Genomic DNA, 23,650 nt, shown 5'->3' with positions numbered 1-23,650 from the left:
TATCCGGCCCGAGGAGCGACGATGCGCAGTCCGCGCGAAAAGATGGTGGTCTCGGCCGCGCTGCTGATCAGGGAGCGCGGGGCGCACGCCACGGCGATCTCCGACGTGCTCGAGCACAGCGGCGCGCCGCGCGGATCGGCCTACCACTACTTTCCCGGTGGCCGCACCCAATTGCTTTGTGAGGCAGTCGATTTCGCTGGCGAGTACGTCGCCGCCGTGATCGCCGGGGCCGAGAGCGGCGCCCGGCTGCTGGACACCTTGATCGACACCTATCGGGAACAGCTGCGCGACAGCGACTTTCGCGCGGGCTGCCCGGTGGTAGCGGTCGCCGTGGAAGCGGGTGAACAATCCGACGCCGAGCGGCCGGTGATCGAGCGTGCCGCCGCGGCCTTCGACCGCTGGACCGACCTGATCGCGCAGCGCTTCATCGCCGACGGCATACGACGGCGCCGCGCCGCCGAGCTGGCGGTGCTGGCCACCAGCGCGCTGGAGGGCGCGATCGTGCTGGCCCGGGCGCGCCGCGACCCGGCACCCCTGGACGTCGTGCACCGCCAACTGCGCGACCTGCTGGCCGCAGAACTTGCCGGCGAAACCGCCGCAGGAAGGAAATCCCGACATGACCGGTGAATGGCAACCCAGCGCCTGCATCCTCTGTGAATGCAACTGCGGCATCGTCGTCCAAGTGGAAGACCGCCGGCTGGCCCGCATCCGCGGCGACAAGGCGCACCCCGCCTCGCAGGGCTACACCTGCAACAAGGCGCTGCGGCTGGACCACTACCAGAACAGCCGCGCCCGGTTGACCTCGCCGCTGCGCCGCCGCCCCGACGGCAGCTACGAGGAGATCGACTGGGACACCGCGATCGTCGAGATCGCCGAGGGGTTCAAGCGCATTCGCGACAGCTACGGCGGCGACAAGATCTTCTACTACGGCGGCGGCGGGCAGGGCAACCATCTGGGCGGGGCCTACAGCGGCGCCTTCCTGAAGGCGCTGGGCTCGCGCTACCGGTCGAATGCGTTGGCGCAGGAGAAAACCGGGGAGTCCTGGATCGACGGCCAGCTGTACGGCGGTCACACCCGCGGCGAGTTCGAGCACGCCGAGGTCGCGGTGTTCGTCGGGAAGAATCCGTGGATGTCGCAGAGCTTTCCGCGCGCCCGGGTGGTGCTCAACGAGATCGCGAAGGATCCGGCGCGGTCGATGATCGTCATCGATCCCGTCGTCACCGACACCGCCAAGATGGCCGACTTCCACCTGCGGGTGCGTCCCGGCACCGACGCGTGGTGCCTGGCCGCGCTGGCCGCGGTCCTCGTCCAGGAAAACCTTTGCGACGAAGCCTTTCTCGCCGAGCACGTGCGCGGCGCCGACGCCGTCCGCCAGGCGTTGCGTGACGTGGCGGTGTGCGAGTACGCCGCGCACTGCGGGGTGGACGAGGAGCTGCTGCGCACCGCGGCGCGGCGCATCGGCACCGCGGACAGCGTGGCGGTGTTCGAGGATCTCGGCGTGCAGCAGGCACCCAACAGCACGCTGTGCTCCTACCTGAATAAGCTGCTGTGGATCCTGACCGGGAACTTCGCGAAACGCGGTGGCCAGCATCTGCATTCGTCGTTCGCGCCGCTGTTCGGCCAGTTCTCCGGGCGCACCCCGGTCACCGGCGCGCCCATCATCTCCGGCCTGGTGCCGTCGAACGTGGTGCCCGAGGAGATCCTGACCGATCACCCGGACCGGTTCCGGGCCATGATCGTGGAGAGCAGCAATCCCGCGCACTCGCTGGCCAATTCGGCGGCGTGCCGGGAGGCCTTCGCGTCGCTGGAACTGATGGTGGTCATGGACGTGGCGATGACCGAGACGGCCCGGCTGGCGCACTATGTGCTGCCGGCCGCCTCCCAGTTCGAGAAGCCCGAGGCCACCTTCTTCAACCTGGAGTTCCCGCGCAACACCTTTCAGCTGCGCCGCCCGCTGCTGACGCCGCTGCCGGGCACGCTGCCCGAACCCGAGATCTGGGCCCGGCTGGTGCGGGCGCTCGGCGTGGTGACGGAGGCGGATCTGCGGCCGCTGCACGACGCCGCGCGGCGCGGCCGGCACGCCTACACCGAAGCGTTCCTGACCGCTGTGTCCACCAATCCGACTGTGGCGCAGCTACTTCCGTTTGTGCTGTACGAAACGCTGGGGCCCACCCTGCCGGACGGACTGCGTGGCGCCGCCGCGCTGTGGGGCCTGGCCCAAAAGACCGCGCTGACCTATCCGGAGGCGGTGCGCCGCGCCGGTCACGCCGACGGCAACGCGCTGTTCGACGCCATCCTGGACAACCCGTCGGGGGTGACGTTCACCGTGCACGACTACGCGGACGACTTCACCCTGATCGGCCATCCCGACCACAAGATCGCGCTCGAAATCCCGGCGATGCTACAGGAATTGGCGAAGCTGTCGAGCGGCCCGCCGCGGCTGACCACCGAAGAGTTCCCGATCGTGCTATCGGTGGGGGAGCGGCGCGCCTATACCGCCAACGACATCTTCCGCGACCCGTCCTGGCGCAAACGCGATGCCGAGGGCGCGCTGCGGGTCAGCGTCGAAGACGCCCAGGCCCTCGGGCTGGCCGACGGGTGCCGCGCCCGGATCAGCACCGCGGCGGGCAGCGCCGAGGCCACCGTCGAGATCAGCGAGACCATGCTGGCCGGTCATGCCGCGTTGCCCAACGGTTTTGGGCTGGACTACGTCGGCGACGACGGGCGCACCGTCGTTCCCGGGGTGGCGCCGAACGCGCTGACCTCCACGCAGTGGCGCGACCCCTACGCCGGCACACCGTGGCACAAGCACGTCCCGGCGCGGATCGAACCCGTGCCCGTCAGTTCCAGATCTTGACCCGCCGGTCGGGCTCCAGGAACAGCGCGCCCTCGTCGGCACCCTCGAAGGCATCGTAGAAGGCGTCCATGTTACGGATCACGCCGTTGCAGCGGAACTCCGGCGGTGAGTGCGGGTCCACCGCGAGTCGCCGGATCGCTTCGGCCTCACGGGATTTGGTTCGCCACACCTGCGCCCAGCCGTAGAACACGCGCTGCACCCCGGACAGGCCGTCGATCACCGGGGCGGGCTGCCCGTTCAGCGACAACTGGTAGGCCAGCAGCGCGATCGACAGGCCGCCCAAATCGCCGATGTTCTCCCCGACCGTGAACGCCCCGTTCACGTGGTAGCCGCTGGGCAGTCCGCGCGGCGTGTAGGCATCGTACTGTTCGATGAGAGCCTTTGTGCGGGCAGCGAATTCGGTCCGGTCGGCGTCGGTCCACCAGTCGACCAGGTTGCCGTCGCCGTCGTATTTCGCGCCCTGGTCGTCGAAGCCGTGGCCGATCTCGTGGCCGATCACCGCGCCGATGCCGCCGTAGTTGGCGGCGTCGTCGGCCTCGGCGTCGAAGAACGGCGGCTGCAAAATGGCCGCCGGGAACACGATCTCGTTCATGCCCGGGTTGTAGTACGCGTTGACCGTCTGCGGCGTCATGAACCATTCGTCGCGGTCCACCGGCCCGCCGAGCTTGGCCAGCTCCCGGTCGTGGTTGACGGCGTAGCCCCGCTGGTAGTTGCCGTACAGGTCGCCCCGGTCGATCACCAGCGCGGAGTAGTCGCGCCACTTGGCCGGGTAGCCGACCTTGGCGGTGAACTTGTCCAGCTTGGCCAGCGCCCGCTGCCGGGTCTGCGGTGTCATCCAGTCCAGGTCGCTGATGCTGATCCGGTAGGCCGCCCGCAGGTTGCTCACCAGCTCGTCGATGCGGGCCTTGGCTCCGGGCGGGAAATGCCGTGCCACATAGAGCTTTCCGACGGCGTCCCCCATCAGGCTCTCGACCAGGGAGACCGCCCGCTTCCACCGGTCGCGGATCTGCTCGGCACCGGTCAGCAGGCGACCGTAGAAGTCGAAGTCGGCTGCCACCAGCTCGTCGGTCAGCCAGCCGGCGCGGGCCCGGATGACTCGCCACCGCGCCCACCATTTCCACTCGTCGAGGTCCAGGCTTTCCCACAGCGCCGCGAAGGCGGTCAGGTAATCGGGTTGACGCACAACGAGTTCGGCCACCGCGTCGGGTGTGGCGCCCAGCGCCTGCAGCCAGCCGTCCCAGTCGAAGCCGCTGCCCTCGGTGCGCAGGTCGGCGAAGGTGCGCAGGTTGTAGGTGAGGTCGGCGTCGCGACGCTTGACCACATCCCAGTGCGCGGCAGCCAGTTTGGCCTCCAGGGCCACGATGCGGGCCGCGGTCTCGGCGTGGTCGTCGGCCGAACCGCCGAATACCAGGCGCAGCATCCGGGCGATGTGTCCGGGGTAGGCGGCCAGCACCTCGGCATGCTGCTCGTCGCGGAAGTACGACTCGTCGGGCAGGCCGATGCCGGACTGCGTGACGTGCACCAGGTAACGGGCCGAGTTCTTGGCGTCGGTGTCCACATACAGCGCGACGCCGCCGCCGACGCCGGTGCGCTGCAGCGCACCCATCACCGCCGCCAGGGCGGCGGCGTCGGCGGCCTCGTCGATGAGCGCCAGCTCGTCGAGCAGGGGCTGCAGGCCGCGGCGCTGCACGGTGTCCTCGTCCAGGAAGCTGGCGTACAGGTCGCCGATGCGTTGGGCGTCGTCACCGCCGGCGGCCGCACCCTGCTCGCTGGCCTCGACGATCAGGTCGCGCACCTGCTCCTCGGCGCGGTCGTAGAGCTGCCGGAAGGCGCCGTCGGTGGCCCGGTCGGCGGGTATCTCGTATTCGGCCAGCCAGCGGCCGTTGACGTGACCGAACAGGTCGTCTTGCGGGCGGATGCTGTCGTCGACATGGCTCAGGTCGATCCCCGAGCGGATGGCCGTATTCGTCACCCCGCCATCCTTCCATCTCTGCCGGGTGCGACGATCGGGCCATGTCCGACGGCGAGCGAACCGAGCCACCTGCCGAACAAGATTCCGATGCCGACGAACCGCCCGAAGCCGCGGACGGCCGAATCTTCTCCCATTACGGCGTCGCCTCAACGGTTCTCGGCGTGCTGTCCGTGGCCGCGGTGGTGCTCGCCGCCCTGATCTGGTCCGACCACCGCGACCAGGTCGCCGAGCGCAGCTATTTGAGCCGGGTCATGCGGACCGCCGCGGACTGGGCGAACGTGCTGATCAACATGAACAGCGGCAACGTCGACGCCAGCCTGCAGCGGCTGCACGACGGCACGGTCGGCGAGCTCAACACCGACTTCGACGCCGCGGTGCAGCCCTACCGGGCGGTGGTGGAGAAGCTGCAGTCCAAGAGCAGCGGGCGGGTGGACGCGGTGGCGATCGAAACCGTGCACCACGACCTGGACGCCCAGCCGGGCGCCGCGCGGCCGCCGGTCACCACCAAGCTGCCGCCGTTCGCCACCCGCACCGACTCGGTGCTGCTGGTCGCCACCTCGGTGAGCGAAAACGTCGGCGCCAAGCCGCAGACCGTGCACTGGAGCCTGCGCCTGGACGTCTCCGACGTGGACGGCAAGCTGATGATCTCCGGGCTGTCCTCGATCAGGTGAGAGATGCGATGAGAAACATCTGGCGGTTGTTCGCCTTCGACATCGCGGCCCCGGTGGCCGCGATTGCGGCCCTGCTGGCCATCGGCGTGGTGCTCGGCTGGCCGCTGTGGTGGGTGTCGGCCTGCTCGGTGCTGGTGTTGTTGATCGTCGAGGGCGTGCTGATCAATTTCTGGCTGCTGCGCCGCGATTCGGTCAGCCTCGGCACCGACGACGACGCGCCGGGGCTGCGGTTGGCGGTGGTGCTGCTGTGCACGGCCGCGCTGGCGGCGGCCGTCGCGACCGGCTACACGCACTGGACCAGGGCCGACCGTGACTTCACCGACGACTCCCACAAGGTCGTCGCGATCGCCACCGGCATGGCCGAGTCGATGGCCTCGTTCAGCCCGACCGCACCGACCGGCGCCATCGACCGGGCCGCGGCGATGGTGGTGCCCGAACACGCCGCGGCGTTCAAGGAGCAGTACACCAAGTCCAGCGCCGAGCTGGCCCAGCACAACGTCACCGCGCAGGCGGCCACGGTGTCGGCCGGCGTCGAGGCCCTCGGCCCCGCGGCGGCCAGCGTGGCGGTGATCCTGCGGGTGACCCAGAACGCGCCCGGGCAGCCGCCCAGCCAGGCCGCGCCGGCGCTGCGGGTGACGCTGACCAAGCGGGGCGGCGACTGGCTGGTCGCCGACGTGCTGCCGATCAGATGACCGATCGGATGAGGCTCAGTTGGATTCGGCGGAGCGGGCGGACTTCACCTTGACGAACCGGTCGGACAGCCGGCGGATCCGGATCATCAGCGCGGCCGTCGGGCTGGTGCTGCCGTCCAGGTAGCTGCCCAGCTCCTCGGCGCTGACCCCGATGCGGGACGCGAACTCCTGCTGGCCCAGGCCGGACCGATCGATGAGCAGCCGCACGTGGCGAGCCACCTCGGCGCGCTCGTTGGCCTCCAGGTGGGCGCGGGCACGCTCGAGTACCTCCCACAGCGCCTTGGCGATGCCGTAGGGCCGGGTGCCGTCGAGCACCTCTTCGACCTGGCGCGCGGTGCGGCCGTAGGGGTCGCGCTTCAACGCGCCGGCGATGCGCTTCCAGGTGGCGATGTCACCGCTCTGCAGAGCCGAACGGATGGCGGCGGTCGGCCAGAATTCCACCGGCTGGTCGAGGTCCGGCAGCGGGGCGGACGGCCCGCCGCCGCGGTTGCGCTGGTCCCCCGGGGCCGGCCGGTGCGGCGGCGAAGCCGGGCGTCGGTCGGGTGCCAACGTCACCTCGCCTCCTCCAGCATCGCGACGGCCACGGCCAGGCAGCGCTGCCTGATCTGCTCCCAGTCCGCGGGTGCGTCGGCGTCCGGCCCCTGGTCATCCGGGTAATCGCACGGATCGGGATCGGCGAGCCGGCGGACCAACTGGGTGGCGATCCATTGCCGCCTGGATGATTCACAACAGTAATACCTGTCCATTCCGGCCAGCACCACCGCGGCGGTCTCGGGTTCCAACGCATCCACCATGTCTGCAAAGTCGGCGTAATCGCGGCGACTGTTACGGCACATGAGCAAATAGCCCTTCAGCCGCAGCGCCTCGGCGCCCGTCGGGACCAGCAACCGGTCGCCGGTGGGCAGCTGCACATTGGTGGTCTCCACCGGGCTGCGCCGCCGAAACCGCGGCCGGTCGGCCCCGCTGTCCGGGTCCGTCTGCAGCGCGTCCAGCGCCACCGACAGCCGTCCCCGCCACAGCGTCACCGGGTGCACGGGCCGGTCGGCCCCGGCGATGGCCTTGGCGATGCCGTTGCGCCCATTGCGCGCGGCCGGCTTCTTGGCCCCCGCCGAACCGTTGGTGTGACCGTTGCTGCCGGTCTTTTCGCCCGGGCCCGCCGCGACGCCGACCTTCTCCTCGCGCAGCGCCACCTGGTGCGGGATCTGCCCGGGCCCCAGGCCCCGGGCCGGGTCCGCGCCGGCCGCCGTGGTGCGGCCGCAGCCGGTGAACGCCAGCGGATCGGTGACGCAGATGGCGTCCGGCGCCAGGTGCTTGAGCTTGGCGGCGGACTTGAGCACCATCCGCAGGTCGGCGCTGGGCGCGGTGAGCGCCGAGATGTCGTCGGGGATCACCACGACGTCGCCCAGGTCGACCTCCGGCAGCGGCCGGTCGAAGTCCACCGACGGCAGGACCCGCGACAGCCACGGCGGCAGCCACCAGTTCCACTGGGCGAACATCGCCATCAACGCCGGCACCATCACCAGGCGCACCACGGTGGCGTCCACCGCGATGGCCACCGCGCAGGCCACCCCGATCTCGGCCACCAGCGGCATGCCCGCGAACGCGAAGCCGACGAACACCGCGATCATGATCAGCGCCGCGCTGGTGATGGTGCGGGCGCTGGTGCTGACGCCGTAGGCCACCGCGTCGCGGGTGTTGCCGGAATGCAGGAAGCGCTCCCGGATGCGGGTCAGCAGGAAGATCTCGTAGTCCATCGACAGCCCGAAGGTCATCGCGAGCACCAGCGGGGGAACGGTGCTGTCGATCGAGCTGATCTGGGCGAACCCGAGATCGCGCAGCCACCCCCACTGGAACACCATCACCAGGCTGCCGTAAGCGGCGGCGACCGACAGCAACGTCATCAGCACGCCCTTGAGCGCCAGGAACACCGAGTGGATGGAGACCAGCAGCATCACGAACGCGATCAGCGCGACGAAGCCGAGCACCAGCGGTTCGGTCGCCGAGACCCGGTCGTCGAAGTCCTTGATCAGCGCGGTCGGGCCGCCGACGTCGACCCGCGCGGTGCCCGCCTCGGACACCTTGGGCAGCTCGGCGCGCATCCAGCCCACGGTTTCGCGCGCCTTCATGTCCTCGGGGTCCACCGACAGCACGGCCGACAGCAACGCGCTGCCGTTGTCCTCGGCGAACTGCGGCGGCGACACCGAGACGATGTTGGGCGCCTGGGCCATCCGCTGGCGGACCGCCCCGACGGTGTGGCTGTGTTCCGGGGACGCGGCCCCGCCGTCGGGGAAGTTGATCAGCACCCGGATCGGGCCCAGCGCACCGGGGCCCAGCGCCTGGGCCGCCGCGCCCACCCCGGCCCGGATCTCGTGCGACGAGTCGAACTGGCGCAGCAGGCTGTTGCCCAGCACCATCGACGCGGCCGGCGCGGCCATCACCAGCAGCACCAGCGACGCCGCCAGCGCCGACATCCACGGCCGCCGCATCACCCAGCCGATCCACCGGTTCCAGAACTTCGACTGGGTGCTTTCCGGGCGCCGCGACCAGTGCAGCAGGGCCGACCGCTTGGCGGCGGCCCGCCCGAACGTGGCCAGCGCGGCCGGGGTCAACGTGGTCGACGTCAGCATCGCGACCGCGACGGCCAGGATCGCGCCGGTGGCCATCGACTTCAGCGCCGGGGTGTTGATCACGTAGATCCCGGTCAGCGAGGCGATGACGGTCATCCCGGACAACACCACGGCCAGCCCGGAGGTGGCCATCGCGGCGTCGACGGCCTCGCGGGGCTGACGGCCGCTGCGCAGTTCCTCGCGGAAGCGCATCAGGATGAACAGCGAGTAGTCGACGGCCAGCGCGATCCCGAACATCGACACCGTCGAGGTGACGAACACCGACATGGTGGTGTACGCGGACAGCAGATAGACCAGCCCCATGGTCACCACCACCGTGCAGATGCCCAGGGCCAGCGGGATGGCCGCCGCGGCCAGCGACCCGAACACGGCGAGCAGCACGATGAGGATGACCGGCAGGTTCCACTTTTCGGCGGCGGCGATGTCGTGCTTGGTGTTGGCCGCCGCGGCCGCGCTCAGCGCGCCCTGCCCGATGACGTAGAGCCGCACCCGCCCGTTGGCGGTCTGGCCGGGCTGGTCGCCCTTGATGCCCACCTTGGTGCGCAGCTGCTTGGCCACGTCGCTGGTGTTGCGGGAATCCAGCCGCACCGACAGCACGTACGGCCGGTCCGGCTGCGGGGGCCGCTGGGTGGGGTTGGGGATCTCGGTGGTGCCCGGGACTTCGGCGGCGATCCGGCGCAGCTGCGCGACGGCGTCGTTCATGTCCTGGTAGCTGGCGTCGGCGCGGGGGGCGGCGACCAGCGCCAGGGACGACCCGCCCTGGTCGTGGTAGAGATCCTCGAGCTGGTCGTGCACCGCCAGCGACTGCGAACCGGCGACGTCGAAACCGCCGCCGGTGAGGTTGCCGGACTGGGTCAGGGCCAAATAGACCGCGGGAACCAACGCCAACAACCAGCCTGCGAAGACCAACCAGCGGTACTTACGCAGGCTGCGGCTCAGGCGCATCATTAACTGCTGGATTTCGTCGCTCCCCGGTTCTCGCGTAACGTGCTCGCGACGATACCGCAGCACGCTGTGGATTATCTTGGCTTATCTGGTTCCTGAGCTGCGGCGACAGCCTTGTTGCCAAGACGCTGCGAAGACGTTGTGAACCGGTGATCGGGCGGGATTTCGGTCACATCCGCAGTTCCGGCTGGCAGCGGTGATCTCGGCGATGGCACGATGTCGGTTGGCCCGGCGAGCCCCGGGGAATGCGGGGAAGCCGGCGATCAGATCCGGCGATCAGCGGGGCCGTTCATCGCAGCCGTTTGCGGGGCGCCGATCTTCGGCGGCCGCCGCAAACCGTAAGGAGTTAGCCATGACGTCAGCCTCCGCTGGACGGCGCCGCAGAATTTTCGCCGGGCTGATCGCCGCCGCCCTGCCCGGCGCCGCCGTCGCGGTGCTGGCCGGGCCGCCCGCGACCGGCGCCAACGACCCGTGCGCGGCCAGCGAGGTGGCCCGCACGATCGGCTCGGTGTCCAAGTCGATGGGCGACTACCTGGACGCGCATCCCGAGACCAACCAGGCCATGACCAGCATGCTGCAGCAGCAGGCCGGGCCGCAGTCGGTGAACGGGCTGAAGTCCTACTTCGATGCCAACCCCAAGGTCGCCGGCGACATGACGTCGATCGCGCAGCCGCTGACCAGCCTGTCGCTGCAGTGCAAGCTGCCGATCTCGATCCCGCAGGCGCTGGGCATGGTGCAGCAGGCGCAGGGCGCCGCCGGCGGGCTGCCGGCGCTGCCGGGCAACCCGGCGGGCGCCTCCCCGCTGGGCGGCGCGGCAGGTCCGGCGGGCACCCCGCCCGCCGTCCCGCAGCCGGCCGGCCCGCTGTCGGGGCCGCCGCGCGGCAACACCGTCGGGTGACGGCCGTCGACCGTGGGCCTTACGTCGGGCTTCCGGTCGTTTTTGCTGCATAGGCCACACGCTCGGCGAGCGGCCACGCGCGGCGCTAGACGTCTTTGTCCGGATTCGGATCGGCCGGACTCCGGTCCGGCGGCAGCGGCCCCTGCAGGGCGGTGTCGGTCGGGTCCGGCGGGCCGCCCGGTGTAGGCAGCACGGGCAGCGGGCCGGTGATCGGCTCGTCGTCGGAGTCGGCGATGTTCTCGGTGCGGAATACGAAGAAGAACACCACCCAGCCGACCGCGGCGATGAGCAGCCAGCTGATCAGCCGGTAGATCAGCATGGCCGAGATCGCGCTGGGCAGCGACATCCCGCTGGACACCAGCCCCGGCACCAGCACCGCCTCGACCACCAGCAGCCCGCCCGGCATCAACGGTATGGTGCCGACCGCGCGGGCGGCCGCGTAGGCCACGGTCAGCCCGGCCACCGAGGCGTGGTCCCCGGCGGCGTAGGCGGCGAAGCCCAGGCAGGCCACGTCGGCGATCCAGTTGAACATCGACCAGCCGAACGCCACCGAGAGATCGCGCCGGCCCAGGCTCACCGATTCCAGCTGCATCAGCGTCTCGCGCCACTTGTCCAAACCGGTCTCGGCCGGCCGGCCGCGCACCGAGTTGACCCACGCCAGCACCCGGCTGCCGATGCCCTCGATCAGCTCCGGCCGGGACGCGACGGCCTGCGCCAGCAGCAGCAGCGCGACGAAGCCGCCCAGGGTGAACAGCAGCGAGAACGGGTTGTTCTTGGCGCCCAGCAGGAAGGCGCCGCCCAGGCCCAGCAAAGCCAACCCGACCGCCTGCAGCACACCGGACATCACCAGCTGCCAGGACGCCACCACGGTCGAGGCGCCCCACAGCCGTTGCTGACGGAACAGGAAGGTGGCCGACAACACCGGCCCCCCGGGCAGCGTGGTGCTCAGCGAGTTGGCGGCGTAGAAGGCGGCCTCCGAGCGCAGCTGCTTGACGTGCACCCCCGCCGATTTGAGCAGCGTGCGCTGGATCTGAGCAAAGCTGTGCATCGACGCGGCCGCGGCCACCACCGAGGCCAGCAACCACCACCAGTTCGCCTCGTACATGCTCATCCACGCCTTGGCCAGCTGGTCCCAGCCCAGCGAGACCTCGACGGCAAGCACGATGGCCACCACGCCGAGGATCACCCAGCGAACCCACCAGTACCTGCCGCGCGAGGTCTGCTCGCGCGGCAGGTCGAGATTGTGGGCGGGTGCGTCGTGCGGCACGTGACTTAGGGTAACGGTGCAGGTGGCGCGGGGATCGCTGCACGTCGCCGAGTGTGTCAGGGACGTTTTGGGGTCGTGACCGGATCGTGCCGGCGGCGACGGCCCCGAGCGACGCGCAGACGCCCGCGGTCAGGTTTGACGCGGCGTCGCTGCGGATAGGCTGGCGAAATGTCAGCAAACGTCGACGACGCGTCGGTTGAACCCATAGTCCGCAAGACCGCCGCCTGGGCGTGGCGTTTGCTCGTCATCCTGGCCGCCGCGCTGGCGCTGTTCTGGGTGCTGGCCAAGCTGGAGGTGATCGTCGTCCCGGTGCTGGTCGCGCTGCTGTTGAGCGCGCTGCTGGTGCCGGTGGTGGACTGGCTGGACCGGCACGGCCTGCCCCGTGGTGGCGCGGTGGCACTGGTGTTGTTGGGCGGCTTCGCGATCCTCGGCGGCATCCTGGCCTTCGTCGTGCTGCAGTTCATCGACGGGCTGCCCGGCCTGACCGAGCAGGTGACCCAGAGCATCGAGTCGACGCGCCGCTGGCTGATCAACGGGCCGGCGCATCTGCGCAGCGAGCAGATCGACAGCGCGGGCAACGCCGCCATCGAGGCGCTGCACAACAACCAGGCCAAGCTGACCAGCGGCGCACTGTCCACCGCGGCCACCGTCACCGAGCTGGTCACCGCGGCGGTGCTGGTGCTGTTCACGCTGATCTTCTTCCTCTACGGCGGGCGCAATATCTGGCGGTACGTGGTGCAGATCGTTCCGGCGCACGCCCGCGAGCGGGTGCACGAGGCCGGCAGCGCCGGCTACGGGTCGCTGATCGGCTACGTGCGGGCCACCTTTCTGGTGGCGCTGACCGACGCGGCGGGGGTCGGCGCCGGACTGGCGATCATGGGTATCCCGCTGGCGCTGCCGCTGGCGTCGCTGGTTTTCCTGGGTGCCTTCATCCCGCTGGTCGGTGCGGTCGTCGCCGGCTTCCTGGCCGTGGTGGTGGCGCTACTGGCCAAGGGCATCGTGTACGCGCTCATCACGTTGGGCCTGCTGGTGGCGGTGAACCAGATCGAGGCGCATCTGCTGCAGCCGCTGGTGATGGGCCGCGCGGTGTCGATTCACCCGCTCGCGGTGGTGCTGGCCATCTCCACCGGCGGCGTGCTCGCCGGGATCGTCGGCGCCCTGCTGGCCGTCCCGACGGTCGCGTTCCTCAACAACGCCTTCCAGGTGCTGCTGGCGCCCAACCCGTCCGCGGAGGCCGTCAAGCAGGAAGAAGAGTCCGACGAGCAGAACACCATCCTGCAGGCAGAGCCGGACAAACCCGAAAACGGTTCCGGCTGAGGGTTTTTCAGGCCTTCACAGCCGGCCCTCGCGGCGCAGCAGGTCCTGGGCCGACAGCCCGCCGCCGGCGCGGCGGCGTTGCCGCGCCGGGTCGCCGTTCTCGCCCTGACCGCGCGCGTTCGCCTGGTCGCCGGCCGCATCGGACTCGCTGCCGCCCGAACCTTCCGCGCGCATCTTCGGCAGGGCGGTGGTGGGTTCGGCGGCGTCCGCGTCGCTGTCGCCGTCGTCGGGCCGGTTGCCGGGCACCGGGATGGCGCGGGTCTGATCCCCGGACGGCGGCGCCGCCTGGGTGGGCGGGCGCTGCGGGGGGGCCGGGCGCGGTTCGGCCGGCCGCTGGCGGCCGGGCGCTCCCGGCGCGGCGAAGCGGGTCGTCTGGGCCTCGGTCGGCTGGTTGGGCCGGGCCGGGATGCGGGTGGTGCTCGCGGCCGGTTCCTGCGCGGGCCGCGGCTCCGCGGGAGCGGGGCGCGCCGGCCGCGACGGCTCCGGCGCCGCGGGGTGGGTGGGGTCGTGCGGCGGGCGCGGCGCCGTGGCGACCAGGCTGGCCGCCACCGGCGGACGGGCGGGCCGGCCGTTGAGGGTGGGCCGCTTGCGCTCGTCGGGCAGGTCGATCTCGCCCAGCCCGATCTTGTTCTGCAGCCGGCGGGCCCAGCGCGGGGCCCACCAGCAGTCGTCGCCGAGCAGCTTCATCACCGAGGGCACCAGGAACATCCGCACCACGGTCGCGTCCAGCAGCAGCGCCGCCATCAGACCGAAGGCCAGGTACTTCATCAGCACCAGATCGGAGAACACGAACGAACTGGCGACCACGGCCAGCACCATGGCGGCGGCCGTGATCAGCCGCCCGGTGGTCGCGGTGCCGATCCGGATGGCCTCGGCCGTCGACATGCCGCGCTCGCGCGCCTCGACCATCCGCGAGACCAGGAACACCTCGTAGTCGGTGGCCAGGCCGAAACCGACGGCGACGACCAGCGCGATCACCACCACCATCAGCGGCGTCGGGGTGAAATTCAGCACCCCCGACAGGTGACCGTCGACGAAGATCCACGTCAGGATGCCCATGGTCGATCCCAGCGTGAGCGCGCTCATCAACACCGCCTTGATCGGCAGCACCACCGACCCGAACGCCAGGAACATCAGCAGCAGCGTGGCGCCCAGCAGCAGCACCAGCATCAACGGAGCCTTGTCGAACAGGCTGTGAATGCTGTCCTGCTCGAGTGCCGGCGTGCCGCCGACATACAGGTTCAGGCCTTTCGGCGGGTTCACCGCCCGCAGTTCGGCGATCTTCTTGGCGGCATCATTGCGGTTGGCCAGGCCGTTCTGGATCACCCGCACCGAGCCGTCCTTGGGCACCGTGGTGCCGTTCGGGCCGGGGATGCAGGGGTTCCCGGCGATGGTCGGGCAGGGCCGCTCCTGCCAGGTCTTGTCGGTGAAGCCGCCGATCCCCGAGATCCGGTTGCGGATGTCGGCCACCTGCTGGTCGGTGACCTTGCTGTGGTTGTCGCTCTGGATCACCACGGTCAGCTGCTCGGTGCGGTAGCCGGGGAACTGCTTGTCGAAGTGTTCCTGGGCCAGGCGCACCGGATTGTTGGGGGGCAGGTACTTCTCGCTCATGCCGCCGAACGAGAGGTTGCCCAGCGGGATGACCAGCAGGATCATCCCCACGGCGATCGGGATGGCGAACGCCAGCGGCTTGCGCATCACCCAGTTGACCAGCTTGCCCCAGAAGCCGGCCTCGACCTCTTCGCGGGTTTTGGTCTTCTGCAGCCGGTCGGCCAGCCAGTTGAGGTAGGCCCGCGAATACTTCCAGTTCCGCAGGAACGGCACCCGGAACGCGGTCCGCACCCCCAGCGCGTCGACGTGGCGGCCCAGGATGCCCAGGCAGGCCGGCAGGAACGTGATCGACAGCAGCGCGGCCAGGCCCACCGCGGCGAAGATGGCGTAGGTCAGTGAGTGCACGAAGCCCTGCGGCAACACCAGCAGGCTGGCGCTCGACGCGATGATCAGCACGGCCGAGAACGTCACCGTGCGCCCGGCCGTCATCACGGTTCTTCGCACCGCGGCCTCGGTGTCGTAGCCCTCGGCGATCTCCTCCCGGAACCGGCTCACCACGAAAAGCCCGTAGTCGATCGCGATGCCCAGGCCGATCAGCGACACCACCGGCTGGGCGAAGTAGTGCACCGGGCCGAACACGGCGACCAGCCGCAGGATGCCCAGCGAGCCGGCGATGCTCAGACCGCCCACGATGGCCGGTAGGCCGGCGGCGACCGCGCCGCCGAACACCAGGAACAGCACCACCGCCACCATCGGCACCGCGAGGACCTCCATGCGGCGCTGGTCGGTGGCGATGGTCCCGGTCAGCGCGTTGGCGATCGGCTCCAGCCCGGCGAGCTGCACGGCGCCGCCGTTGAGCTTCTGCATATCCGGGGCGATGGCCTTGTAGTTGTTCAGGATGGTGTCGTCGTCGTCGCCCTTGAGCGGGATGGACACGAAGGTGTGCTTCTTGTCCTCGCTGACCATGCCCTTGATCACCGGGTTGGTGCTGTCCGGCGCCGCCAGCCAGCCGGCCCACCCGACGACCTGGTCGGGATGGTCGGCCTTGAACTTGTTCAGCTCGGCGACCACCTTGTCCCGCCAGCCCGCGTCGTCGACGGTTTTCCCGTCGGGCGTCGTGAAGGTGGCCACCACGTGGCTGGTCCGGTCGCGGCCGTAGGTCTGGTCGCCGAGCACCGACGCCTTGACGGACTGGCTGGCGTCGTCGTAGAAGCCGCTCTGGGTGACGTGCTTGCCCAGGCTGATGCCGAAAACGCCGCCGAGCAGGCACAGAGCTACCGTGACCCCGATCACGATGTACCGATACCGGTACACAGTTCGACCCCACCAGGCGAACACGCAAGCTCCTTACTGGATCGACTTAGTCTGCAGCGACCCACGCATCGGTTTTCCAGTGTCACACACGCGCGGTCAACAGCGCGGACAGCGGCCGGAACGGCTGCAACCACGCACCCTGGTCAGGCAGCGAATCTAGGCCGATCCGCGGCAACGGCTCCCGGAAGACACCGGAGATGTCCTCCAGATCAACGAAGTCCAAGGTATCCGACGCTAGCGCCCAACTCGCATGTTCGCGAAATCCGATCACCGCGACGCTGACCCCGCTGCGGGCGATCTCCTCCAGCGGTTGACGGAACGCCTGACCGTCGGCCGACGCCACCACCAGCGCGGCCAGCCCTTCGGTGCGCCGCAGCTCGATGTGGGCCAGCATGTCGCGGTCGACGTCGCTGTCCTCGTCGATCTTGGGCTTGGCGAACACCGCGAACCCGACGTTGCGCAGCGCATCCACCCAGGGCCGGACGACCTCGGCGCTGCCCGGCGCGATGTTGGTGAAGACGGTGGCCTCCGGTTCCACGACGACGCCCGGGCGTTCGGCGCTGACCTCGGCGGTGCGGGCCAGCGGCCAGCGCCCCAGGGCGTCGAACCGCGGGCGCTCCAGCGCGGTGGGGCGCCGGCCCAGGATCGAGCCCAGCCCCATGTCGAGGTTGGGGGCGTCCCACACCAGCAGCACCCGTCCGCCCGAGGGCGGGAAGCCGCCCAGCGCGTCACCGGACAGCACCGCCGGCGGCGCGACGGGTTCGGCGCCCGCGGCGGTCGCTTCAGTCAGGCTCATACCTCATCGCCTACTCATCTCGTCGAAGCCGTTCACCGTCTAAGCCAAATGAATTCGGTGACCGCACTTCCCGCGTCCTGAGCCTTCGTCTCGTACTTGGTGGTCGGGCGGGCGACCGAGATCGGCAGCGGGCTGTCCGGGTCGGCCGGGCGCAGCCGGGGCTCGCCCGCGCCGACGTCGGCGATGTGCTCGGCGTAGCCGGCGTGGTCCGTCGCGACGTGCAGGACACCACCAGGGAGTAGCCGGTCGGCGATCAGGCCAACCGTGCCCGGCTGCAGGAACCTTCGTTTGTGGTGCCGCGCCTTGGGCCACGGATCGGGGAAGAACACCCGCACCCCGGTCAGCGACGCCGGCGCGATGAGCCGCTGGAGCACGTCGAGGGCGTTGCCGCGGATCAGCCGGATGTTGGTCACGTTGTCGCGGTCGATCGCGCACAGCAGCTGCGCCAGGCCGCGCCGGTAGACCTCCACCGCGATCACATCCACGCCGGGCTCCTGCTTCGCCATCGCGAGCGTGGAAGTGCCGTTGCCACAACCGATTTCGAGCACCACCGGGGCCTTGCGGCCGAACCAGGCGTCGGTGTCCAGCGGCGGCCCGGGGCGGTCGGGATCCTCGGCCGGGCCCACCGACAGGCCCAGTTCGGGCCAGCGGCGGTCCCAGGTCTGGCGCTGGGCATCGGACAGGGTGGATCGCCGGGTGCGGAACGCCGTGGCCGGGAAATAACGCTGCTCGGAGCGGTCCGGTTGCCCGGTCGGTGAGTCGGCAGGCATCGTCACCCCGTGCTGCGCATGCATTTGTCCATGGTGGCCCATAAACCCCGGATGTAGCCGCCCCTGGTCCGGATTGATACCCAACAGTTGCCTTGAGCTGGTAACTCATAGACGGTGGCTCGCATCTTGACGACGTGAGTGCCACCATTCGGTGGGGCCGCCCGGCCCCGGCGCTGCACCCGGTAGCGGCCGATCGATCGGGCGATCGGGTCATTTTCGACCGGACAGGCGGGATATGAGGGGACAAGGACACCAGATTTTCGTCGACGAACTGGCACGGTTTGCCGCCGCCGAGGCCGACCCGCGGGTGACGGCGATCGCGCAGCGCGCCGCCGCGCCGCTGCGGGTGGTGGTTCGCGGCCGCCGGGGGGTCGGCCGCCGCACGCTGGCCCGCGCCCTGGACCGGGCCGGACGCGCGACCGGCATCGCGGTGACCACCGACGCGGCCGACGTCGTGGTGCACGTGACCGCCGAGGTGGCCAAGCCCGAAGACACCCAGGCCATCTCGACCGCGCGCGCCGCCGGTCACCCGGTGCTGGCCGTGCTGAGTAAGGCCGATCTGGTGGGCTCGCTGTCCGGCCGGGGCGGCGACGGGCCGATCGCGGCGGCGCGGGCCCGGTGCGCCGATCTGTCCGCGCTGATCGGCGTTCCCATCCGGCCGGCGATCGGCCTGCTCGCGGTGGCCGCGCTGGACGACCTGGGCGACGACCTGTGGGCGGCGCTGCGCACGCTGGCCGCCGACCCTGCGGCCTGCCTCGACGGCTCGATCACCGGATTCCTGGACGCCGGGGTCGACGTGCCGGCCGCGGCGCGCGAGCGGCTGCTGGACACCCTCGACCTGTTCGGCACCGCGCTGGCGATCGCCGCGATCCGCCGCGGCGCCGGGCCGGCACAGCTGCGCACCATGCTGCGCCGGATCAGCGGCGTCGACGCGGTGCTGGCCGAGATCGGCGCGCTGGGCGCCGAGGTGCGCTACCGGCGGGTGCTGGGCGCCGTCGCGGAACTGGAGGCGCTGGCGGTCGGCGGGGCCGCGCTCGGCGAGCGGATCAGCGGCTTCTTGTCCCGGGACGACGCCGTGGTCGCCCGAATGGCGGCGGCTCTCGACATGGCCGGCGACATGGCCGGGGAAGTGGCCGGGGAGGCGGCGCCGGGCGATCCGTCCGGTCATCTGGCGCGAGCCGTGCGCTGGCAGCGCTACAGCCGGGCGTCGGGCAGCGACCTGCACCGCGCGTGCGGCGCCGACATCGCACGGGGATCGCTGCGGCTGTGGTCGCAGGCCTGCGCCACGCTGCCCGGCGAACGGCCCGTCGAACTGCCCGTCGAACGGGAGGACCCGGCGTGAGCGGCGACAATCCGGCCGCCGCGGTCGACGCGCTGGTGGCAGCCGTCAGCCCGGGGCTGGATCCGCCGGCGGTGCACCGCAGCGACGCGGTGCTGGTGACCGGGCCGTGGATGGCCGGGGTCACCGCGGTGGCCGCCGCGCTGCAGGAGCGGCTGCCGCAGCACAAGTTCGTCGAGTCGACGGACCTCGGGCCCGGCGAGGTGCCGACCGCGGTGGTGTTCGTGGTGTCGGCGGCCGCGCACCTGACACCCTCGGACTGCGCGCTGCTGGACGCCGCGACCGAACACACCGACGCGGTGGTGGGGGTGGTGTCCAAGATCGACGTGCACCGCGGCTGGCGTGAGGTGCTCGCCGCCAATCGCGACACCCTGGCCGCGCACGCGCCGCGCTACGCCCGGGTGCCCTGGGTGGGTGCGGCGGCGCTGCCCGACGTCGGCGAACCCGACGTCGACGACCTGGCCAAGACCGTCGCGGCGCAACTCGACGACGCCGATCTGGCCCGGCGAAACAGGTTGCGGGCGTGGGAATCCCGCTTACGGACGGTGGCGCGGCGGTTCGACCGCGAGGTCGAGGCCCCCGGCCGGCGGGCCCGGGTCGAGGCGCTGCGCGAAGAGCGCAGCACCGCGCTGCAGCAGCGGCGCCAGGCCAAAACCGAGCGCAGCATCACGCTGCGCGGTCAGATCCAGCAGGCCCGGGTGGCGCTGTCGCACTCCGCGCGCAACCGGTGCGCGTCGGTGCGCACCGAGCTGCAGGAGCACGCGGCGGGCCTGTCCCGGGGCAAGTTGTCCGGCTTCGAGGCGCACACCCGCGACCGGCTGGCCGAGGTGGTCGCCGAGGTCAGCGACGGCACCGACACGCAGCTCGCCGACACCGCGCAGGCGGTGGGGGTGGCGGTGGACCTGCCGGCCCTCGAGCAGCTGCCGGCGGTGGAGGTCTCGCCGCCGCCGCTGAAATCACGCCGGCAGGAAACCTGGCTGATGATCCTGCTCGGCGTCGGGTTCGGGCTCGGGGTGGCGCTGACGCTGAGCCGGCTGATGAGCGGGCTGGCGTCCCGGCTCAGCCCGGCACTGGCGGTGGCGGCCGCCGTGGTGTGCGTGCTGATCTCGGTGGCGCTCACCTTCCTGGTGATCAACATCCGCGGCCTGCTGCGGGACCGGGCGCTGCTGGACCGCTGGGCGGGTGACGCGACGGCGTCGCTGCGTTCGGTGGTCGAGGAGCTGGTGGCCACCCGGGTGCTGGTGGCCGAGTCGGTGCTGAGCAAGGCGCTGCTGGCCCAGGACGAGGCCGAGAACGCGGCGGTGTCGGCGTCGGTCAGCGCCATCGACACCGAGCTGCGCGAGCACGCCCTGGCCGCCGCCCGGGCAGCGGCCGCGCGGGATCGGGAGATGCCGGCGGTCACGGCCGCGCTCGAAGCCGTGCGTGCAGAACTCGGCGAACCGGGTATACAACCGGGCGGAAGTCCCGCCGAAGATGCCGGCGGTGAGAAAACCGAAAAACCCGCTTCGAGGAGCGAAGATGGCGACCGGCCGTGAGCTTCTGAATCGTTGTTGTGAGAAGGCTTATACCTGCCCGAGACTTCCCCGACAAGTTCCTCACGATAACCTGTAGTTAACGCCACCAAGTCCTTAATTTTGTGGGCGAAGGCATACCGAGCATCAGCCCGATACGCAACGAAGCAGGAGAGTTCGATGACCTCAGCGACCATTCCCGGTTTGGACACAGCACCCACGAACCATCAGGGCCTGCTGTCATGGGTGCAGGAGGTCGCTGAGCTGACCCAGCCCGACCGGGTGGTTTTCGCTGACGGCTCCGACGAGGAGTTCAACCGGCTGGCCGCCGAGCTGGTCGAGGCGGGCACGCTGAAGAAGCTGAACGAGAAGAAGCACCCCAACTCCTACCTGGCGCTGTCCGACCCGTCCGACGTGGCGCGGGTGGAGTCGCGGACCTACATCTGCACCGAAGAGGAAAGCGGCGCCGGGCCGACCAACAACTGGATGGACCCCACGGAAATGCGGTCCATCATGACCGACCTGTACCGCGGCTGCATGCGCGGGCGCACCATGTGGGTGGTGCCGTTCTGCATGGGCCCGTTGGGCGCCGAGGATCCGAAGCTGGGTGTGGAGATCACCGACTCCGAGTACGTCGTCATCTCAATGAAGGTGATGACCCGGATGGGCAAGGCCGCGCTGGAGAAGATGGGCGACGACGGGTTCTTCGTCAAGGCGCTGCACTCGGTGGGGGCGCCGCTGGAGCCGGGCCAGAAGGACGTGCCGTGGCCGTGCAACGACACCAAATACATCACCCACTTCCCGGAGACCCGCGAGATCTGGAGTTACGGCTCGGGCTACGGCGGCAACGCCCTGCTGGGCAAGAAGTGCTACTCGCTGCGCATCGCCTCGGCGATGGCCCACGACGAGGGCTGGCTGGCCGAGCACATGCTGATCCTCAAGCTCATCTCCCCGGAGAACAAGGCGTACTACTTCGCGGCGGCGTTCCCGTCGGCGTGCGGCAAGACCAACCTCGCGATGCTGCAGCCCACCATCCCGGGCTGGCGGGCCGAGACGCTCGGTGACGACATCGCCTGGATGCGGTTCGGCAAGGACGGCCGGCTGTACGCGGTCAACCCCGAGTTCGGTTTCTTCGGCGTCGCGCCGGGCACCAACTGGAAGTCCAACCCCAACGCCATGCGGACCATCGAGGCCGGCAACACCGTCTTCACCAACGTGGCGCTCACCGACGACAACGACGTGTGGTGGGAGGGCCTGGAGGGCCAGCCCGAGCACCTGATCGACTGGAAGGGCAACGACTGGTACGCCGGGAAGACGGACACGCCTGCGGCACACCCGAATTCGCGTTACTGCACGCCGATGTCGCAGTGCCCGATCCTGGCGCCGGAGTGGGACGACCCGCAGGGTGTGCCGATCTCGGGCATCCTGTTCGGCGCCCGCCGCAAGACCACGGTGCCGCTGGTGACCCAGGCCCGCGACTGGCAGCACGGCGTGTTCATGGGCGCCACCATGGGCAGCGAGCAGACCGCCGCCGCCGAGGGCAAGGTCGGCACGGTGCGCCGTGACCCGATGGCCATGCTGCCGTTCCTGGGCTACCACGTCGGCGACTACTTCCAGCACTGGATCGACCTGGGCAAGAACTCCGACGAGTCCAAGTTGCCGAAGGTGTTCTTCGTCAACTGGTTCCGCCGCGGCGACGACGGCGGCTTCCTGTGGCCCGGCTTCGGCGAGAACAGCCGGGTGCTCAAGTGGATCGTCGACCGCATCGAGCACAAGGCGGGCGGCCAGGACACCCCGATCGGCATCGTGCCCAAGGCCGAGGACCTCGACCTGGACGGCCTGGACGTCAGCGTCGACGACGTCGCCAAGGCGCTGGCGGTCAACCCCGACGAGTGGCGCGAGGAGCTGCCGCAGATCGAGGAGTGGTTCGAGTTCGTCGGCGAGAAGCTGCCGACCGGCGTCCGCGACGAGTTCGAGGCGCTCAAGCAGCGGCTGTCCGAAGCCGGCTGACCCGGCTCAGCCCGATTCAGCCGGCGGTTCGGCGGGCCTTCTTCTCGACGTACATCAGCTCGTCGGCGCGGGCCAGCAGTTCGTCCACGCTGGCGGTGTCGAAGACCGGTGCGCGCACCAGGCCGACGCTGGCCGAGAGCCGGTAGGGCCGGTCACCGGTCGCGTTGAAAGCCGCGAACGCTTCGGCGAGCCGCTCCCGCAGCGGGGCGCTGTCCTGGTCGCTTTCGGTGACCATCACGCAGAACTCGTCGCCACCGATGCGGGCCAGGATGTCGGACTCGCGCCGGATGCTGCGCAACACCTCGGCGACGTCCTTGATCAGCATGTCGCCCGCGTCGTGGCCCTGCTCGTCGTTGACCTGCTTGAGCCCGTCGACGTCGAGAAAGGCCAGCACGCAGGCGTGGCCCAGCCGGTGCGAGCCGCTGAGCTTCTGCCCGGCCAGCAGGTAGAAGCCGCGACGGTTGTTCAGCCCGGTCAGCTCGTCGGTCACGGACAGCCGGCGGATCTCCTCGTTGGCCCGCTCCAGCGCGGCGGTGCGGTCGCGCACCCGCTGCTCCATCTCCGAGTAGATCGCGACGTTCTCCATGGCCATCGAGGTCGAGTCGGCCAGCGCCTGCAGCAGGCGCACCTCATGCTCGGACGGCTGATGCGGCTCGGCCCAGTAGTTGCCGATCGCGCCGATCGGGTCCAGTTTGCGGATCGGCACCATCACCAGGCTCTTGACGAAGGTGGGGCGGTACAGGTTGTGCGGGATGCGCGGGTCGCGGTAGATGTCGGGGATCACCGCCGCGTCGCGGTTGAGCATGGCCCATCCGCTGATGCACGACGTCATCGGGAAGCGGCTGCCCTTCCACAGCGGCGCGATCGCGTCTTCGTCGGCGTAGTAGCACCGGTCGTTGTCGCGCAGCACGAAGGTGGCGCCGTCGCAGCCGGTGAGCTCGCGCGCTGAGGAGCGGACGATGCGCTGGATGTCCGGCAGGCTGCGCGCCAGGGACAGTTCCTGAACCGCGTGCACCAGACGCTCCATCCCGTCGACGTAGTCGTAGACGGCGAAGCGGCTCGATCCAGATGCGGGAGGTTGCGAGACCTGCTCGGCGGTCATCCCCACCTCCG

At 70.3% G+C, this 23,650-nt stretch carries 17 protein-coding genes; 9 read left to right on the top strand and 8 right to left on the bottom strand.

Annotated features, from left to right (window positions below; all coding sequences use genetic code 11):
• Positions 1-21 precede the first annotated feature (21 nt).
• Together H7I87_RS25330 and H7I87_RS25325 are read left to right on the top strand one after the other, a co-directional pair.
• Positions 22-627 carry a TetR/AcrR family transcriptional regulator gene (locus H7I87_RS25330; RefSeq protein WP_009979706.1) on the top strand — a complete coding sequence of 202 codons (606 nt, stop codon included), beginning with the start codon at positions 22-24 and terminating at the stop codon, positions 625-627.
• Positions 617-2,857, top strand: a complete 2,241-nt coding sequence (locus tag H7I87_RS25325) for a molybdopterin oxidoreductase family protein (protein ID WP_019733153.1) — start codon at positions 617-619, stop codon at positions 2,855-2,857. The genes H7I87_RS25330 and H7I87_RS25325 overlap by 11 nt, the downstream gene beginning before the upstream one ends.
• On the opposite strand, the gene H7I87_RS25320 is transcribed toward H7I87_RS25325, so the two are convergent.
• Entirely contained in the window at positions 2,841-4,829 is a 1,989-nt protein-coding gene (locus H7I87_RS25320; RefSeq protein WP_019733154.1) for a M13 family metallopeptidase, read from the bottom strand. The two genes, H7I87_RS25325 and H7I87_RS25320, sit on opposite strands and share 17 nt — an antisense overlap.
• A 41-nt stretch (positions 4,830-4,870) precedes the next feature.
• On the opposite strand from H7I87_RS25320, the gene H7I87_RS25315 reads away from it, so the two are divergent.
• Both H7I87_RS25315 and H7I87_RS25310 read left to right on the top strand, forming a co-directional pair.
• Entirely contained in the window at positions 4,871-5,500 is a 630-nt protein-coding gene (locus H7I87_RS25315) for a hypothetical protein (RefSeq protein ID WP_009979696.1), read from the top strand.
• A gap of 8 nt (positions 5,501-5,508) precedes the next feature.
• Positions 5,509-6,192, top strand: coding sequence for a hypothetical protein (locus H7I87_RS25310; RefSeq protein WP_009979694.1), 684 nt, complete (start codon positions 5,509-5,511; stop codon positions 6,190-6,192).
• A 15-nt stretch (positions 6,193-6,207) separates the two neighbouring features.
• Here the strand turns inward: H7I87_RS25310 and H7I87_RS25305 are convergent, their stop codons facing one another.
• Both H7I87_RS25305 and H7I87_RS25300 read right to left on the bottom strand, forming a co-directional pair.
• Positions 6,208-6,747 (bottom strand): helix-turn-helix domain-containing protein, encoded by a 540-nt coding sequence (locus H7I87_RS25305; RefSeq protein ID WP_009979691.1) that lies wholly within the window; start codon positions 6,745-6,747, stop codon positions 6,208-6,210.
• Entirely contained in the window at positions 6,744-9,767 is a 3,024-nt protein-coding gene (locus H7I87_RS25300) for an MMPL family transporter (protein ID WP_011726363.1), read from the bottom strand. Before H7I87_RS25300 ends, H7I87_RS25305 begins: the two co-directional genes overlap by 4 nt.
• Positions 9,768-10,116: 349 nt before the next feature.
• Here H7I87_RS25300 and H7I87_RS25295 point away from each other — a divergent pair, with 349 nt between their 5' ends.
• A complete protein-coding gene (locus tag H7I87_RS25295; protein WP_003874098.1) occupies positions 10,117-10,662 on the top strand; it encodes a hemophore in 546 nt (181 codons plus the stop codon).
• Between the two features lie 85 nt (positions 10,663-10,747).
• Here H7I87_RS25295 and H7I87_RS25290 read toward each other — a convergent pair whose 3' ends face one another.
• A complete protein-coding gene (locus H7I87_RS25290) occupies positions 10,748-11,929 on the bottom strand; it encodes a lysylphosphatidylglycerol synthase transmembrane domain-containing protein (protein WP_011726361.1) in 1,182 nt (393 codons plus the stop codon).
• Between the two features lie 168 nt (positions 11,930-12,097).
• On the opposite strand from H7I87_RS25290, the gene H7I87_RS25285 reads away from it, so the two are divergent.
• Positions 12,098-13,246: an AI-2E family transporter gene (locus tag H7I87_RS25285; RefSeq protein ID WP_011726360.1), complete on the top strand. Its 1,149-nt coding sequence runs from the start codon at positions 12,098-12,100 to the stop codon at positions 13,244-13,246.
• A 15-nt stretch (positions 13,247-13,261) separates the two neighbouring features.
• Here the strand turns inward: H7I87_RS25285 and mmpL3 are convergent, their stop codons facing one another.
• From mmpL3 to trmB, 3 genes are read right to left on the bottom strand one after another with little or no spacing between them, the layout of a single operon-like run.
• Positions 13,262-16,135, bottom strand: a complete 2,874-nt coding sequence (gene mmpL3 / locus H7I87_RS25280) for a trehalose monomycolate exporter MmpL3 (RefSeq protein WP_033717441.1) — start codon at positions 16,133-16,135, stop codon at positions 13,262-13,264.
• Between the two features lie 58 nt (positions 16,136-16,193).
• Positions 16,194-16,907 carry an NYN domain-containing protein gene (locus tag H7I87_RS25275; protein ID WP_009979681.1) on the bottom strand — a complete coding sequence of 238 codons (714 nt, stop codon included), beginning with the start codon at positions 16,905-16,907 and terminating at the stop codon, positions 16,194-16,196.
• A 32-nt stretch (positions 16,908-16,939) separates the two neighbouring features.
• Complete coding sequence (gene trmB / locus H7I87_RS25270) at positions 16,940-17,719, bottom strand: tRNA (guanosine(46)-N7)-methyltransferase TrmB (RefSeq protein WP_011726358.1); 780 nt, start codon at positions 17,717-17,719, stop codon at positions 16,940-16,942.
• 193 nt (positions 17,720-17,912) lie between these two features.
• Here trmB and H7I87_RS25265 point away from each other — a divergent pair, with 193 nt between their 5' ends.
• The 3 genes from H7I87_RS25265 to H7I87_RS25255 all read left to right on the top strand — a co-directional run bounded on the left by H7I87_RS25265 (position 17,913) and on the right by H7I87_RS25255 (position 22,537).
• Entirely contained in the window at positions 17,913-19,019 is a 1,107-nt protein-coding gene (locus H7I87_RS25265) for a hypothetical protein (protein ID WP_011726357.1), read from the top strand.
• The gene (locus tag H7I87_RS25260) at positions 19,016-20,551 is read left to right on the top strand and encodes a hypothetical protein (protein ID WP_009979677.1); all 1,536 of its coding nucleotides are present in this window, start codon (positions 19,016-19,018) and stop codon (positions 20,549-20,551) included. The genes H7I87_RS25265 and H7I87_RS25260 overlap by 4 nt, the downstream gene beginning before the upstream one ends.
• Positions 20,552-20,707: 156 nt before the next feature.
• A complete protein-coding gene (locus H7I87_RS25255) occupies positions 20,708-22,537 on the top strand; it encodes a phosphoenolpyruvate carboxykinase (GTP) (RefSeq protein ID WP_009979676.1) in 1,830 nt (609 codons plus the stop codon).
• Positions 22,538-22,553: 16 nt separating this feature from the next.
• Here H7I87_RS25255 and H7I87_RS25250 read toward each other — a convergent pair whose 3' ends face one another.
• A complete protein-coding gene (locus H7I87_RS25250; RefSeq protein ID WP_011726356.1) occupies positions 22,554-23,639 on the bottom strand; it encodes a GGDEF domain-containing protein in 1,086 nt (361 codons plus the stop codon).
• Positions 23,640-23,650: the final 11 nt, after the last annotated feature.

Origin of the sequence: Mycobacterium timonense, assembly GCF_025821985.1 — a bacterium.
GTDB classification, from domain to species: Bacteria; Actinomycetota; Actinomycetes; order Mycobacteriales; family Mycobacteriaceae; genus Mycobacterium; species Mycobacterium avium.
This window is presented reverse-complemented; position numbering and strand designations above follow the sequence as displayed.

Coding starts and splice junctions, on each gene's coding strand:
- H7I87_RS25330 (WP_009979706.1), top strand. CDS start 22: ATGCGCAGTCCGCGCGAAAAGATGGTGGTCTCGGCCGCGCTGCTGATC.
- H7I87_RS25325 (WP_019733153.1), top strand. CDS start 617: ATGACCGGTGAATGGCAACCCAGCGCCTGCATCCTCTGTGAATGCAAC.
- H7I87_RS25315 (WP_009979696.1), top strand. CDS start 4,871: ATGTCCGACGGCGAGCGAACCGAGCCACCTGCCGAACAAGATTCCGAT.
- H7I87_RS25310 (WP_009979694.1), top strand. CDS start 5,509: ATGAGAAACATCTGGCGGTTGTTCGCCTTCGACATCGCGGCCCCGGTG.
- H7I87_RS25300 (WP_011726363.1), bottom strand. CDS start 9,767: ATGATGCGCCTGAGCCGCAGCCTGCGTAAGTACCGCTGGTTGGTCTTC.
- H7I87_RS25295 (WP_003874098.1), top strand. CDS start 10,117: ATGACGTCAGCCTCCGCTGGACGGCGCCGCAGAATTTTCGCCGGGCTG.
- H7I87_RS25285 (WP_011726360.1), top strand. CDS start 12,098: ATGTCAGCAAACGTCGACGACGCGTCGGTTGAACCCATAGTCCGCAAG.
- H7I87_RS25275 (WP_009979681.1), bottom strand. CDS start 16,907: ATGAGCCTGACTGAAGCGACCGCCGCGGGCGCCGAACCCGTCGCGCCG.
- trmB (WP_011726358.1), bottom strand. CDS start 17,719: ATGGGCCACCATGGACAAATGCATGCGCAGCACGGGGTGACGATGCCT.
- H7I87_RS25265 (WP_011726357.1), top strand. CDS start 17,913: ATGAGGGGACAAGGACACCAGATTTTCGTCGACGAACTGGCACGGTTT.
- H7I87_RS25255 (WP_009979676.1), top strand. CDS start 20,708: ATGACCTCAGCGACCATTCCCGGTTTGGACACAGCACCCACGAACCAT.
- H7I87_RS25250 (WP_011726356.1), bottom strand. CDS start 23,639: ATGACCGCCGAGCAGGTCTCGCAACCTCCCGCATCTGGATCGAGCCGC.